Source organism: Bacillus sp. AY2-1 (assembly GCF_008368965.1).
GTDB lineage: Bacteria > Bacillota > Bacilli > Bacillales > Bacillaceae_G > Bacillus_A > Bacillus_A thuringiensis_S.
This window is the reverse complement of sequence record NZ_QPEL01000045.1, coordinates 12191-27366: the sequence shown is the minus strand read 5'-3', so window position 1 is coordinate 27366 and position 15176 is coordinate 12191. Positions and strand designations below refer to the sequence as shown.

Below are 15176 nucleotides of genomic sequence, written 5' to 3'. Positions count from 1 at the left end.
AAACAATATATAATGATAACATGTAAATTTTTCGTCAATTATGCATTTTTCCATATTCACTCCTTAATAAGGATTTTAATCATAAAAATAAGAGAACTTTAGCATTATATATACTAAAGTTCTCTTATTTTTCAACAGCTTCTACTCTAAAAAATTTCTCTTATAATCTTCAATCTCTATCCTTCGCCTTATAGTCATCTTACTAAAACTCTTCATCCTAATTTATTTGGAGCTCTTTACATAACTAATTGCCTGACTCCCCATTTGCACCCATGCCTGTTCAAAGCTTTCTCTCGGTACTTTTACATCTAAGCTATCCTCAAGTGGATCTCGAATATATACAGATTCCTGATCATACCCAATAAGTACAATACAATGTTCATTATACGTAATAGAAACATCTCCACTATTTGTTTCCCATGTAGTAAATTCATCTTCATCTAATGGTGCAAATGTTGCATTCGTAATCATGACTACCGGTTTCCCTGCTTTTACACTCTTATAAATCTCTTCTATATTCTTCCCAGTTAAGTCTACAGCTTTATTAGGTAAATATTTTTCTGCTAACTGAAAAAGTGGCCCATGATATACACCATATCCTGATTCAGAGAATGTATAAATATTACCTACAAATCCTTCATTCGGATTCCCGCGCACACCATCGTCTATAAAATCAACTTTTTTTATTTCATTTGCTAATGTCATCTTATCCACTGAAACACCAGCGTATTGTAACATCATTGCTAAACTTGTCACTTCACAGCCTCTATCCAATTCTGGTAACTGCTGAATTAATGGAACATTTGATAAGATGACTTTTTCATCGTTATTACTAAACTCCGTTTCTTTTCCTCTTTGTATATTTGAGAATGTAAACTTCTCTACATACTTTGGAATTCCATTTGTATATACACTCCATATTGCTGCACCTAGTAAAGCTGTACATATATACCACTTCAATTTTCTTATCACTTTCACGCCCTTATTAATTCGTTAAATAAGAATAAAATGCGTCAGCATCCGTTCTAATCATCGGTACAAAATTTAGTTCTTTTCCTTTTTCAGGCTGATCTTTTTTTATCTTTTCCGCTAACTCTTGAATATTCATATTCATTTTATCCATATTAAGCTCATCTGCCATTTGTAGCACCTTTTGTTCATTAATTTCTTTTAATATTTGATATATATCTTTACCGTACAAATCAATATGATATTTTTTTGCTTCTTCCTGTACTTTTTGTTCGTACACTTCTTGTGCTAACTCTTCAATTTCTTTTCCTTTTTGAGAAATGTCTAACTTTCCTGCTTCTTCTCTTACTTTCGTTCCGTAGATTTCTTCCGCGATGTCTTCAATTTCTTTTCCATCTGTAGAAATGCCTAATTTATCTGCTTCATCTTTAATTTTAATCGTATTAATTTGAGTAATTAAATCTACAATTGATGTATTCTCTATAGATATACCTAGCTTTAACGCTTCTTGCTTTACTTTTGTTTCATAGATTTCTTCTGACAGCGTCCCAACATCTTTTCCTTCAATCGAAATACCTAACTGCTCTGCTTCCCTTCCTACTTCTGTTTCATGAATTTCTTTTTCTAATGTAATTTGTTCTTTTCCTTCCGTTTCAATACCTAGTTCCTCTGCTTTTTCTTCTGTATGCACTGCATGTATCTTACCATTGTTCAATTGTTCTTTACTGCGCTGCGTGTAATCTGTCTTTCCTTTTTGTGTTTCAGAAGGAGAGGCACCCCCTAATATGCTTAAACTCATTACTCCAATAGTGAATACCGTCATCATTTTCTTTTTCAAAATTAATTCCTCCCTCTTACACTTTCTTTTTCAGCATTCCCATAATTTTTTTAATACTATACATACATCTCATCGCTGCTTGAGATAACATTATGATTGATAAAATCCACTCACATACACCTAGTCTCTTCTTCATGTAACGAACGTTCTTTATGCCATACATAATATAAATAGTTTCTTAACTTTCCCTTAAAAAAAAGACGACCTTGTAAAAACAAGATCGTCTTCTTACTTATATTTTTTGATTTTTAGGAAAAATCACTTCAAAACAAGTGCCATTTCCCCATCTGCTCTCTACTGATATTTTTCCATAATGCTTTTCTACAATCCAATTTGCGATTGAAAGACCTAATCCAGCTCCTTCTGACGTACTTCTTGCTTTATCCCCTTGATAAAAACGATCAAATAATTTCGGAATATCTTCTTCTTTCACTCCTATCCCGTCATCCTTCACCTGTATACGAATTGAACTACTCGTTTGCGTACAATCTATTTGAATATGCCCACCTTCGTTTGTATACTTCATCGCATTATCTAACAGTATGACCATCATTTGATGAATCCGCTCTCTATCCCCCATAAAAGATACACCACGTTCTACTTTTAGTATCATTTCTTTTTCCTGATAAGAAGCAATCTCTTTATATGGAGCTACTATTTCTTCTAACAATTTATCAAGTTCAAATGTTTTCTTATCCATCTCAATTTGATTAGAATCAGAACGTGCTAGCAATAATAAATTACTAACGAGTTTCGATAACCGCCTACATTCTTTTGAAATTGTAGAAATATCCATCGCTTTTTCTTCTATCGTAGCGGATGGTGATTGGAATAACACATCCGTTTTTGATTGAATAACTGCAAGCGGTGTCCTTAGTTCATGTGATGCATCAGAAACGAATTGCTGCTGTTTCTCCCATGAATTTTGAATAGGTACAAGTGCTCTGCCAGCTAGGAAAAAGCCGATACCTATCGCACAGAGGCTTCCTATGCTACAACCTATAACGAGGATTAAAAATAAAGTATTTAACATTCTTTCTTCCGCTGTTATATCTCGCACGATTTGAACTATTTCTCCATCTTTTTGAAGCGAAAATGCTCTAAAATATCGTCCTTGTACTTCAATATCTTGTAACTCCCCTAATTTTTTTGGAGAAAACTTTTCCAAATTCTCTTCAAAAATAGAACGGAATTTACGGTTATCGCCCTCTATTTTCACTATTTTCCCATTCCAAGTTATTCTAGTTACTCGCGGATCTCCAATCTGGATATTCTCTATGCGTTTTCTTGGTGGTATTTTAACATCTAATTTTTCTCTATACTGAGCCATCATTTTTATAGATTGATCCACTTCATTATAAATACGCTTATATGTGTATGAATAAATAATACTGCCTAATATACCTATTAATAGGATAAATACTAATGAATTCACTATAGTCAAACGAATGCGTGTCTTTTGAAACATACTTCCTTTTTTCATTGTTCTTTTAATATATATCCAATACCTCGAACGGTTTGAATATCTTTCTGATAACCGAATGGCTCTAATTTTTTACGTAAATGATGCACATACACTTCTACAATTGCTACTGTCGTATCTGAATCAAATCCCCAAACACGATCAAAAATTTGTTCACGCATTAAAATCTTCCCGCTATTTTGAATGAGATACTCTAGTAGCTCATATTGTTTCAATGTCAACTTAATACCTTGTCCATCTACTTGAACGTCTTTATCTTTTCCGAACAATTCAATCCCTTTATAGCGAATCGTTTGCTGCGTTGTTAAACTACCACTTCTGCGTAGTAAAGCGCGAATTCTCGCTTTTAATTCAGGGGCCTGAAATGGCTTAACGATATAGTCATCTCCACCAAAGTCCAATCCCTTCACCCGATCTTCTAAAGAATCTCTCGCTGTCAAAAACAGGACTGGTGTTTCAATCTTTTCATCACGTATTTTTTGAATCACTTCAAATCCGTCCATCCCTGGCATCATCACATCCAACAAAATTGCATCATATATATTTTGAAGCGCTAAAAACAATCCATCTTCTCCATTTATTGCCGTATCTACTTCAAATTCATCACGCAAAATTTGTACGATAGATTCTAATAACGAAGTATTATCTTCTACTACAAGTAAGCGCATGCTCTCACCTTCCATCAAATAGTTCAATTCTATTTATTATTACATTTCTTCTCTTCATAACAAAAGAATGTAGTTATATTACGTAATTTCATTTTCAGCTATTTCCTTCTAAAATTTTGAAGTTTTATTATAAAAACTTTGTCTTAAATTTACCTTAATAAAAAATTGAAAGAAATAAGATTCCTCTTATCTCTTTCAATTTTTTATTACATATACCTTTTTACTTGGCAACTCCAAACAATTTAGCTGACCACCATACACAGCCCCGCCATCAATTCCAATAATACGATTACTACCAAAATACACTCCGCAATCCTCACTACTATGAAGCGTTTTTGTTTCCGTATGCCCAAATACAACAACCTTTTCACCGCTATATCCATTATGAAATTCATTACGGATCCACATTAACGTATATGGTTCAGATTCAGAAACTCGTTTCATCGGCTCAACCCCAGCATGTACAAATATATACTCTTCTGTTTCAATGTAATGATCTAATTCTTGAATAAACTTTATATGTTCCTCTAATACAGAAGATTGTAAAATCGGTTTTTGGAAGTCTTTCTCATTAACCGCAATATCTTCTTCTACAAATCCATAACTATATAATGTCTTATCTCCACCATTTCTTTTTACCCAATGGTTCCATGAACGTTCCTCATTTGTCGTTAACGCCTTAATCATCATATCTTCATGATTTCCTTTTAAAATGAGTGCTCCCTCTTCTTTCAATTCTTTTACCTTTTCAATTACAGCACGCGCATTTGGACCACGATCTACATAATCTCCCAGTAAGATTAATTGATCCTTTTTCGCATTATATTGAGCTTCTTTCAACAACTGTTCGAACTTTTCTATTTCTCCATGAATATCACTAATAACAAGAATTCTTTTCATATTATCCCCCCTCTTTCTAATTATAGTTCAAAACAACGGAAAATTCCGAATCTTAACCTTGGATTAAATTTATCCCGCATTAACAGGCAGTAAGACCCCCACCTCAAAATTCAGCGGAAGCAAAGAAGTTAGGTGGGGGTAGGGCTGCCCGTTAATGCCCGATTGGTGAGGGCTAATAATCAGTGGTGGATGAAGAAAAGCCCCATTGATTAAAGTTTCACTTTATTACAAACTAAACTATTATCCTTACAACAATGTAAGTCTCTTGTCATCCAATTCGATAGTTGTAATTACTGTATCTCCTTATACTGAGAGTAAGAAATGAAACAAAAAACAAGGAGAGATGAGAGATGAAAAAAGTAATGGAAGTTGTAGTAGCGGTAGTAGAGGTTTTCGTAAATGGTAAACAAGTCGCAATAGAGTTGAATAAATAATGAAAAGGACAACATTCACTCTAGACCCTTTACTCATATAAAAGAGATAAAACTTCATCATTTCTTTGATCCCTTATCTCCCTATAAAGAAAGCCGTATCCCTTTTAAGGATACGGCTTTCTCTTATTTTTGACTCGTACGAGATGAAATGCTAATTGCTCTATCTGTTGCTTTGGCAGCTTCATCTAACGCTTCTTTACTATTCTTTCCGTCATACATTGCTTCTAATGCTTTTACAACTGCATCTCGTGATTCTGGGAATACACTAATTAAAGCACCTTGTGTTGCTGGAGATTGCTTCGTCGCTTGCAGTTGATCTACTGTTACTTTCAACTGTGGATATTTTTCATATTGCTCTTTTACTAACGGCTCATTATATGCATCTGGATTAATTGAGAAATAGCCTGTTGCCGTATGCCATTTCGCTTGTACGTCTGGCTTCGTTAAATATTTCATAAAGTCCCAAGCACCTTGTTGCGTTTCTTCTGAAACCATATTCGTCATCCATAATGATGCGCCTCCAATGATAACACCATTTTGTTTCGAATCCTCTGGATATGGAATATATGAAACACCTACATTAAACTTAGATGCATCAATTAAATCGCGAACACCTGCTGAAGAATCTAAATACATAGCAACTTGTCCAGACTGGAACGCAGCACGAATATCATCCCAACTTGCTCCATACTTTCCAAGTGCGCCAGCTTTATTTAAATCATCTAACATTCCAAATACTTTCTGTCCTTCTTTACCGTTAAATACCGCCTTCTTTGCAGCATCTTTACGGCCGTTTTCATTATCTACATATAAAGCACCTTGTGTCGCTAACAACTCTTCAAAGAACCAACCATAGTTAAGCATGGAGAATCCATATTGTTTTACATTTCCGCCTTCTTTAATCGTTAACTTTTTCGCTGCTTCTTGTAATTCCACATATGTTTTTGGAGCTTTCTCTGGATCTAAGCCCGCCTTTGCGAAAGCATCTTTATTATAAATTAATACTGGTGTAGATGAATTAAATGGCATAGAATACATTTTTCCATCAACTGAATAATAATTTGTAATTGCTTTTTCTAATTTTGACGTATCGTACTTATCTTTTTTTATCCAGCTATCAATTGGTGTGATTTTTTTGCTATCAATCATATATTTCGTTGTAATTTCACTCGATTGAACAAGAGCTGGCGCTTCTTTCGTTGCAGACATCGTTCTAAACTTCGTTAAAGACTCTTCATATGTCCCTTGGAACTCTGCCTTTATCTCGTATTTACTTTGTGACTTATTATAGTCTGCAACAAGACTATCTAGTACACCTTGTGTTTTTCCACCCATCGCATGCCAGAAGCGAATTACAGTTTTATCACCATTTTTTTCAACTGGTGCTACTTTTGCCTGCGCTTCAGGTTTTCCCTCTGTTTTACTATTTGAACAAGCGGCACTAGATAATGCCATTGTTGCTGCCATTAATAGGGCAGCACCTTTTTTTACTAAACTCATTTTAAGCTCACCTTCTCTTAGTTATTTAATTGCACCTTTTGTTAATCCTTGTTGTAATTGTTTTTGTCCTAAAAATAGTAAAATCAATGTTGGAATAACGATAACCGTAACACCGGCCATTACACTTCCCCAATCAGTTGCAACTTCTTGAGACTGAAGCTGCTTTACACCGATTTGCACTGTTCTTACTTTTTCATCAGTGGTCACTAAAAGTGGCCATAAATACATATTCCATGTTGTTAAAAAGCTATATACTCCAAGCGTAATAAAACTCGTTTTACAATACGGTATTACAACGCTGAATAAAAATCTTATATTTCCAATCCCTTCAATAAAAGCAGCTTCTTTCAGTTCATTCGGGAGTGTCATAAAATGTTGGCGTAACAAGAAAATACCGAAAGCTGTTGCAAAAAACGGCACTGTCATCCCGGCGAAACTATTGATCCAGCCAAAGTTTTGAATCGTTAAAAAGTTAGGCACCATCGTTGCTTCCCACGGAATAAGCATCGTTGAAATAAACAGGAAGAAAATTAAGTTTCTCCCTTTAAACTGAAGAAAAACAAAAGCATAAGCTGCTAAACTTGATACGATAAGTTGTCCAATCATAACGACTGTCGATACAATTAAACTGTTATATAAGTATGTAAAAAGCGGTACTTTTTGAAAAATATTAATGAAATTATCAAAAGTAAACTGGGTCGGAAATAACCTTCTCATTTGAATATCGTCTGGTGTCATAAAGCTTATTAAAAATGCATACAGTACAGGAAAAAACACCATCACTGCACTAATAATGAGTAGCATGTATAATAGGAAATTTTGTTTCCACTGTTTAACAATCATTTATAATGCACCTTTCTCTCAGCAAACTTAAATTGAAGTAATGTAGCAACGAAAATGAAAACAAATAATACCATCGCTTGTGCACTTGCTGTTCCAAATTGATGATTCACAAACGCCTCTTTGTAAATCGAGTACACAATTAAATTCGTTGCATCATTTGGTCCACCGTGCGTTAAAATATCAATTTGTCCAAAGCTTTGGAACGCACTAATTAATGTTACTGTTACAATAAAGAATAAAGTTGGCGATAGCATCGGTAATGTAACACGGCGAAGCTTATATAAATAACTAGCACCATCTATAGATGCACTCTCATATAAAGACGTATCAATATTTTGTAAACCACCTAATATAACTAAAAATGCAAAACCTGTATTCACCCAAACTGTTGTAACTGATACAGAGAATAGTGCCCAGTCCGGACTCGTTAACCATGCGATTGCAGGAAGGTTCATAGAGGCTAATATATTATTAAATAATCCTACACTTGGATGAAATAAAAATAGCCAAATCACTGCACTAGCAGCTACTGATATTCCCATCGTCGAAGAAAACAGAACTCGGAATAACCCAATACCTCTTACCTTTCCATTTGCAATCAATGCAAGAAACAAAGCAAATATAATACTCGTAGGAACTGTATATAAAACAAATAATAAAGTTGATTTTATACTTTTGTAGAAGGCTGGATCAGAGAATAAATATTGATAATTTTCTAAGCCAACGAAGAGATTAGCTTCTCCATGTATATCGGTTAAATAAAAACTATAATAAATCGTCCTAAACAATGGATAGAACAGAAAAATCGAAAATAACAAAATAGATGGCGCCAAAAACAATAATCCTATTCTTAAATCTTTCGTTCTCTCCCATAATTTTTTCTTTTTTGACACCTTTGTTTGAACTGGTAACTTACTTACTTCGATCATTATTTCGCCACCACTTTCAACTCTTCTTCAGCTACCACTTTTAAGCGTTCATTCGTGTTTTCGTTAAAGAAGCATAACTTTTCTTGCGAGAATAATAATTTTACTTTGTCACCTTTGTTCAGGAGTAACTGTCCGATGACTTTCGCACTCCAAGTTGTTCCATTTACCGCAAAATTTAATATAGATTCATTCCCTAATACTTCTACAGATTGCAGCGTCACTTCTTGTCCTTCCTCAGACAGTGCAATATGCTCAGGACGCATGCCTATACGAATTATTCCTTCTGGTAATTGCTTTAACTGTCCAATAGATAATGGAATTTGCAATTGCCCTATATGTAATACACCTTTTTCTTTATCTACTTCTCCATCATTTATATTCATAGAAGGAGAACCTATAAAGCTTGCAACAAATTCGTTTGCTGGTTCGTTATATATGTCAAGTGGTGTTCCAACTTGCTGTATACTTCCTTTATTTAAAACCATGATACGATCTCCCATAGTCATCGCTTCTATTTGATCGTGGGTAACGTAAATCATCGTAATTCCTAATCGCTGCTGAATTTCTCTAATTTCAATTCTCATTTGCGCACGTAATTTTGCATCTAAATTCGAAAGTGGTTCATCCATTAAACAGATTGGTGCTTGACTCACAATTGCCCTGGCAAGTGCAACACGCTGTCTTTGTCCGCCTGATAATTGGCCTGGTTTCATTTTCACATACTCTTTCAGTCCTACCATTTCAATAGCTTCCATTAATCGCTTTTGTCGCTCTTCTTTTTGTACTTTTCTTACCTTAAGTCCAAATAAAATATTTTCTTCTACAGATAAGTGTGGATATAATGCATAATTTTGAAATACCATTGATAGATTACGGTCTTTCGGCTCTATATCATTTGCAACACGTTCATTAATAATTAAATCTCCCGAAGAAATCTCTTCTAAGCCAGCAATCATTCGTAATAATGTGCTTTTCCCGCATCCCGAAGGTCCAACTAAAACAAAAAATTCGCCCTTCTTAATATGAACCGATACGCCTTTAACCGCCGTCTCTTTTGCATTTTTATATACCTTTGAAACATTTTTCAATTCAATCACAAGGTTGCACTCCTTTTTTCTTCTTGTATCCATACTTCATAATGACTTGTTGAAATCGCACTTGCTCCTGCACGAATTGCAATTTCCGCATCTTCTCGCGTTTGAATCAGCCCGCCTGCAATAATAGGAAACTCTATTTCCTCTGCTAGCTGTTTAATTATAGAAGGCATAATCCCCGGCATAATCTCTACTGCATTTGGTTTAGTCGTTTTACAATTTTCAATTGATTTAGTAAGGGATAAAGTATCTACAATAAAAATACGTTGAATTGTTTTCAATCCAATTTTATTAGCATTTCGAATTGTCGAACCCTTTGTTGAAATAATACCTTGTGCCCCGATAACATCTTGAATATACAAAAGCGCTTCCTCTGTATTCGTATTTAAGCCTTGTATAAAATCACAATGAAGAAATACATCATGTCCATGTTTCTGCAATTCGTATACACGCTCTGGTAATTCCAGCATTGAACCCGTCATAAGAAAAACTGTTTTCGGCAATTGTTTGTATGCTTTGTATCCTTTCCAATCCTTTATCATCGCAATATAAGGTTCTTTAAACATTCATTCCACCTAACTGTTCTATTTTTATCCAAACTAAAAACACCTACTTACATAGAACGCCTTTCTCCTTATTTGAACTCTAGGGAATAGAGCACACCTAAGAAAGCGGCACATTATATGTAAGCGGGTGTTCTCAAATGTTCTCTACCCTAGTTATTTTGTTACCTTTACTATATTACTCATTTATTAAGCCAGTTTTGATAGTTTGTTAATTAGGTGTTAATCGAGTGTTAATATTCACCACATTACTTTTTACAATAATCTAGATATATGAATGAACTCCAACAGAACGCAACAACTATCTTTAAAATTCAAGTGATATGCAAATTCATTCCATAGTCAATCAGTTTTAGTTTTCTCGCAACTGCTTGTGAGGCATAATTATCCCAGGAAGTACTATAAAGTGGAATGCGCTTTTCCTCTTGTATTGCTATGGCCCAAGCTGTAACAACATCAGTACCATATCCATTCCCTTGAAACTCGGTTAAAGTTTCCACACTTCCCTCAGCAGCTACGGGGGTACTTCTGGCACTGCAACAAACAGAAACCACCTTTTCATTTTTTACAATTGCAAAATAAGGTTTCCTCCATTCCATCTGTTCTATTAGATTAGGAAAATTTTCTCGTAAAAGCTCTCTATTCTTCTCCGTTATTTGTATTGTTCTAGTCGGCTTATGTAAATTACTAGTAAACATGAAAGCAGGACCCATCCAAATATTTTCCACTGTTCTTTCTTCATTTAATACATTAATAATCTTTGCTATCTCTATATGCTTTGAAGGTTCTCGAATTAACTTCTCAATCTTACTTACCGTTTCATCATCCACATTACAATGATATCTCGTTATACCCCCTTCACGAGTTCTGCCAAGAAAAAAACGTGGTGCTTTCGTATTTCCTTGTTCATTTACATATTTCATTTTTCCTACTTGATTATGAACAAATAAAACCTCTGCCTGAATTACTATTAAATCAAGTTCTCAGAGAGTCATTTATATCCTCCTTATTTACCCCATATACCATCCATTCATAATCTATTTTTCATGTTCAAAACAAAAATCCCATTCAAATACACATTACTGAATCCATCATACTAACTGATTTCTTCATTCTGTCTATCTAAATGGGATTATTTTTCGTTTGTTACTCTACTGGTTGTTGTGGCTGTACTACTTCATTCGCTCCAGCTACCCTCAACATATTTACAATATCTTTAAAACCTCTTTTTTCAGCGTATTGCAGTGGCGTCAGATGTTCCTTGTTAGCCATATTTACATCTGCACCATGATCAATAAGCAATTGAATTACTTTCTTATGGTTTTCACTACCATTTCCTAATACAATTGCTTCTAATAGCGCTGTTCCACCACGTTCATTTTTATAATTCACATCAATATCTGTATGCTCTAATAATTCTTTAACAACCTCTACATGGCCACGCTCAGATGCAGAAATAAGTGCTGTTCCACCTGACTTAGTCGTTTCTTTCGTATTAACTCCTGCATTAATTAATACTTTTACAATATCCGTATATCCTTCTCTACTTGCATAAAGAAGTGGATTACTTTTTTTCTCATCTTTAATTTCAATATTAGCACCTGCACCAATTAATGCTTTAACTGTCTCTACATGATTTTGGTACGTCGCTGCAAGGACAGGCGTTTCTCCGTTGTCACCTTCTACGTTTATATTCGCTCCATCCTGAATCAACTTCATAGCTGTCTCTGTGTCTCCAAGAGTAGCTGAAAGTAACAACTGTTTGTCCATTAAATTTATACTTTTCTCTTCTTTAGATTCTTCCTGTTCTTTATGCTTCTCTTTTTTCTTTTCATTTTTCACATGAACCGGTTTCGATTCTGGTTCTTCTTGCTTATCGCAAGCCACTACCGTCATTAAAAGTCCTAATAAAATACATAATAAAATTTTTTGTTTTCTCACAACTACAGCTCCTATGAAAGATAATGTTTTCTTAACCATTCCTCCATCACATACAATAACTCTTCTTGAGTACATTTATCCATAAGCCCTTTAGATTCCTTCTTTAATCGGATTATCTTAAGCTTATACTATGTTTCTCAACCTATTGAAATGATACGCCTGATGGCCCCATCATTAACATTATGAAGCAATTAGTTTAGCACGTTTTTACCGCATTTGTATACATTTCTAAAAAGTACATAAAGTGAAACTTTAATTAGTGGGGGTTTTGTTCATCCACCACTAATTATTAGTTGAACCAATCGGGCTTTTACGGGCAGTTGATCTCCACCTAAATTCTTTGCTTTCACTAAATTTTGAGGTGGGGATCTTACTGCCCGTTAATGCGGGATAAATGATTGCTTTAGGTTACTATATTCCATTGTAACCGTTCTTCTAAAAATTTTACACCTTTTCTATATTTGCACCTGAGTAATAATAGAAAAAGACAACTATATAGTTGTCTTTTTCTATTATTAATGATGTCCACCATGATTTCCTGCTTTCGGTTTCCCCATCATCTCTTTATTCATTTCCCATTTATGCTCTGCTAACTCTTTATACGAAAGAACTTTGCCCTTATAGTTAGATACAAAGCTCTCTGCATCTTTTTTATTTTTAAATGAAATGACATTATAAGCCATCGGTGTCGTTATTGTTTTATCATATACGTAAGTAGCGTCTTCTAACGAAATCCAATCTTTCGAATCATAATCTCGAACAAATTTCTCTTTCGTCTTTTCATCTGAGTTGATCTCCATCCATTTATACATACAACCGATATCATCAAACTTTAACGCTTTTCCATTTTCTAAAATGATTTCTGTTGCAAATTGATTATCTGTTACCCCAATTTGGCAAATATCACATTTATCATGTTTCTCATCAATAGCAACAGCTGCTGTTTCCTTTTTCCCACACCCGACTACCGTAAATACGAAACATAAACATATAGCAAGTACAACATATTTTACTTTCATCAATATTCCTCCCTAGAAACCGTATACTTCACGAAAAGAATACCAAAAGGTTGTGTGAGATTTGTGAAAAAACAATGTGCTTTTTGTAATATAGGAAACAAAAAAAGATGTGTAGTTATTTCTACACATCTCTCATCACTCGCAGCCTGTAATTAACAAATCATCTTCTAACTTAACTAATAATGTATCCGCACTAATTTCCTGTCCAACTTCTACATTTACCAATCTTATATTTCCACTAATCCCGACTGTAATTTTTTTAAGCTCACCGTCATTTTTTCGGATCATCAGTAATTTTTCCCATTCATATACGTAAGAAGATTCATTAATAAAAATCTCCTCTACTTTTCCTTCATAAGAGCTATAAATCTCTTCAATTCTCGTTTTCATATAAAATCTACTCCCTATTCCACACTTCACTATTTTCATCTTATTCTACCATTCTTACGAGGAGTAGCTTACTTTTTAAAAATTCAAATTAACTACCGTGAACAAAATGAACAAAATAAAAATTATGCTTCTAATGATGTTATTTTTCAAATTATTTACCATTTGAATGGATGCTTTTATTATAAATAAAAAACCTTTTTCTGAATTTTTATTCTATTTTGAAAGCGCAATCATTCTTTTGAGGGGGAAATTACATGTTAGCACTACTTGGATTTGCGATGGTATTTGTCTTTATGTTTTTAATTATGACGAAACGTATGTCAGCGCTAGTAGCATTAATATTAATTCCGAGTGTTTTTGCATTAATTGGCGGATTCTATGCCAATATGGGGCCTATGATGTTAGAGGGGATTCAAAAATTAGCACCTACTGGTATTATGCTTATGTTCGCTATTTTATATTTTGGGATTATGATTGATAGCGGTTTATTTGATCCTGTCATTAGTAAGATTTTAAAATTTGTAAAAGGAGATCCTTTAAAAATCGTTGTCGGAACGGCTATATTGACTATTATCGTTTCTTTAGATGGTGATGGTACAACAACATACATGATTACAGTTTCTGCAATGTATCCACTATATAAGCGCCTTGGAATGAACCCACTCATATTAGCTGGAGTTGTTATGTTAGGAGCGGGAGTAACAAATCTTACACCTTGGGGTGGACCCACAGCTCGTGTTATGAGCGCACTTGGACTTGAGGCTTCCGAATTATTTACACCTCTTATTCCAGGAATGATTGCTGGTGCAATTTGGGTTGTTTTCGTTGCCTACTATCTTGGAAAAAAAGAAAGAAAACGTTTAGGAATTATGGATGTACAGTATTTAAAACAAATGCAAACAATGGATGAGCAAGCTGCAACTGTCGAAGCCACAGCGCATAAACGTCCTAAACTTCTATGGATTAACTTTTTATTAACCGCCACATTACTTGTCTGTCTCATACTAGAAGTTATGCCGTTACCTGTTTTATTTACAGTCGCTTTTGCTATTGCTGTTATGATTAACTATCCAAACTTAGAGCAACAGAAAGAACGTATTGCTTCTCATGCAGGGAATGTATTAGCAGTTGTTTCTCTCGTATTTGCTGCCGGTATTTTCACTGGTATTTTATCTGGAACAAAAATGGTAGATGCAATGGCTAACAGTGTAGTAACTCTTATACCAGATGCACTTGGACCACAACTACCAATTATTACAGCACTTCTCAGTATGCCATTCACATTTTTCATGTCTAATGATGCATTTTACTTCGGGGTATTACCTATTTTGACGAAAGCTGCTGCTACTTACGGAATTAGTGCAGCTGAAATGGGACGCGCTTCCTTACTTGGGCAACCCGTTCACTTATTAAGTCCTCTTGTCGCTTCCACTTATTTATTGGTCGGAATGGCCAAAGTTGATTTCGGTGAACATCAACGCTTCACTTTATTGTGGGCCGTTGGAACGACAATGGTTATGTTAATTACCGGAATTGTAATTGGGATTATTCCAATATAAGATGCAAAAAAACAGTAGAAGAAATAAAATCCTCTACTGTTTTTTA

15 protein-coding genes are annotated in these 15176 nt (G+C 34.5%); 1 reads left to right on the top strand and 14 read right to left on the bottom strand.

Annotation, left to right across the window (positions count from 1 at the left end; genetic code table 11):
* Window positions 1-222: 222 nt before the first annotated feature.
* The 14 genes from DN403_RS12155 to DN403_RS12090 form a co-directional block, all read right to left on the bottom strand.
* Window positions 223-978: a C39 family peptidase gene (locus DN403_RS12155; RefSeq protein ID WP_003255893.1), complete on the bottom strand. Its 756-nt coding sequence runs from the start codon at window positions 976-978 to the stop codon at window positions 223-225.
* A gap of 7 nt (window positions 979-985) precedes the next feature.
* Complete coding sequence (locus DN403_RS12150; RefSeq protein WP_000728581.1) at window positions 986-1807, bottom strand: hypothetical protein; 822 nt, start codon at window positions 1805-1807, stop codon at window positions 986-988.
* Window positions 1808-2039: 232 nt separating this feature from the next.
* Window positions 2040-3290, bottom strand: a complete 1251-nt coding sequence (locus DN403_RS12145; RefSeq protein ID WP_000715828.1) for a sensor histidine kinase — start codon at window positions 3288-3290, stop codon at window positions 2040-2042.
* Window positions 3287-3958, bottom strand: coding sequence for a response regulator transcription factor (locus DN403_RS12140; protein WP_002162940.1), 672 nt, complete (start codon window positions 3956-3958; stop codon window positions 3287-3289). The genes DN403_RS12145 and DN403_RS12140 overlap by 4 nt, the downstream gene beginning before the upstream one ends.
* A 195-nt stretch (window positions 3959-4153) precedes the next feature.
* Complete coding sequence (locus DN403_RS12135) at window positions 4154-4858, bottom strand: metallophosphoesterase family protein (RefSeq protein ID WP_000821985.1); 705 nt, start codon at window positions 4856-4858, stop codon at window positions 4154-4156.
* 557 nt (window positions 4859-5415) lie between these two features.
* A complete protein-coding gene (locus DN403_RS12130) occupies window positions 5416-6792 on the bottom strand; it encodes an ABC transporter substrate-binding protein (protein ID WP_000060581.1) in 1377 nt (458 codons plus the stop codon).
* Window positions 6793-6813: 21 nt separating this feature from the next.
* Window positions 6814-7635: a carbohydrate ABC transporter permease gene (locus DN403_RS12125; protein ID WP_000635946.1), complete on the bottom strand. Its 822-nt coding sequence runs from the start codon at window positions 7633-7635 to the stop codon at window positions 6814-6816.
* Window positions 7632-8564 (bottom strand): carbohydrate ABC transporter permease, encoded by a 933-nt coding sequence (locus tag DN403_RS12120; RefSeq protein WP_000573797.1) that lies wholly within the window; start codon window positions 8562-8564, stop codon window positions 7632-7634. Before DN403_RS12120 ends, DN403_RS12125 begins: the two co-directional genes overlap by 4 nt.
* The gene (locus tag DN403_RS12115) at window positions 8564-9661 is read right to left on the bottom strand and encodes an ABC transporter ATP-binding protein (protein WP_000571393.1); all 1098 of its coding nucleotides are present in this window, start codon (window positions 9659-9661) and stop codon (window positions 8564-8566) included. Before DN403_RS12115 ends, DN403_RS12120 begins: the two co-directional genes overlap by 1 nt.
* Window positions 9658-10224 carry a glycerol-3-phosphate responsive antiterminator gene (locus DN403_RS12110; protein ID WP_000472005.1) on the bottom strand — a complete coding sequence of 189 codons (567 nt, stop codon included), beginning with the start codon at window positions 10222-10224 and terminating at the stop codon, window positions 9658-9660. Before DN403_RS12110 ends, DN403_RS12115 begins: the two co-directional genes overlap by 4 nt.
* Window positions 10225-10535: 311 nt before the next feature.
* A complete protein-coding gene (locus DN403_RS12105) occupies window positions 10536-11144 on the bottom strand; it encodes a GNAT family N-acetyltransferase (protein WP_086398177.1) in 609 nt (202 codons plus the stop codon).
* A gap of 223 nt (window positions 11145-11367) precedes the next feature.
* A complete protein-coding gene (locus DN403_RS12100; protein ID WP_000287334.1) occupies window positions 11368-12237 on the bottom strand; it encodes an ankyrin repeat domain-containing protein in 870 nt (289 codons plus the stop codon).
* A 440-nt stretch (window positions 12238-12677) separates the two neighbouring features.
* Window positions 12678-13181: a nitrous oxide reductase accessory protein NosL gene (locus tag DN403_RS12095; protein ID WP_000865665.1), complete on the bottom strand. Its 504-nt coding sequence runs from the start codon at window positions 13179-13181 to the stop codon at window positions 12678-12680.
* A 135-nt stretch (window positions 13182-13316) separates the two neighbouring features.
* Window positions 13317-13571: a hypothetical protein gene (locus DN403_RS12090; protein ID WP_000857378.1), complete on the bottom strand. Its 255-nt coding sequence runs from the start codon at window positions 13569-13571 to the stop codon at window positions 13317-13319.
* Between the two features lie 254 nt (window positions 13572-13825).
* Between DN403_RS12090 and DN403_RS12085 the strand changes: the two genes are divergently transcribed.
* Window positions 13826-15130: a CitMHS family transporter gene (locus DN403_RS12085; RefSeq protein WP_000880475.1), complete on the top strand. Its 1305-nt coding sequence runs from the start codon at window positions 13826-13828 to the stop codon at window positions 15128-15130.
* Window positions 15131-15176 lie beyond the last annotated feature (46 nt).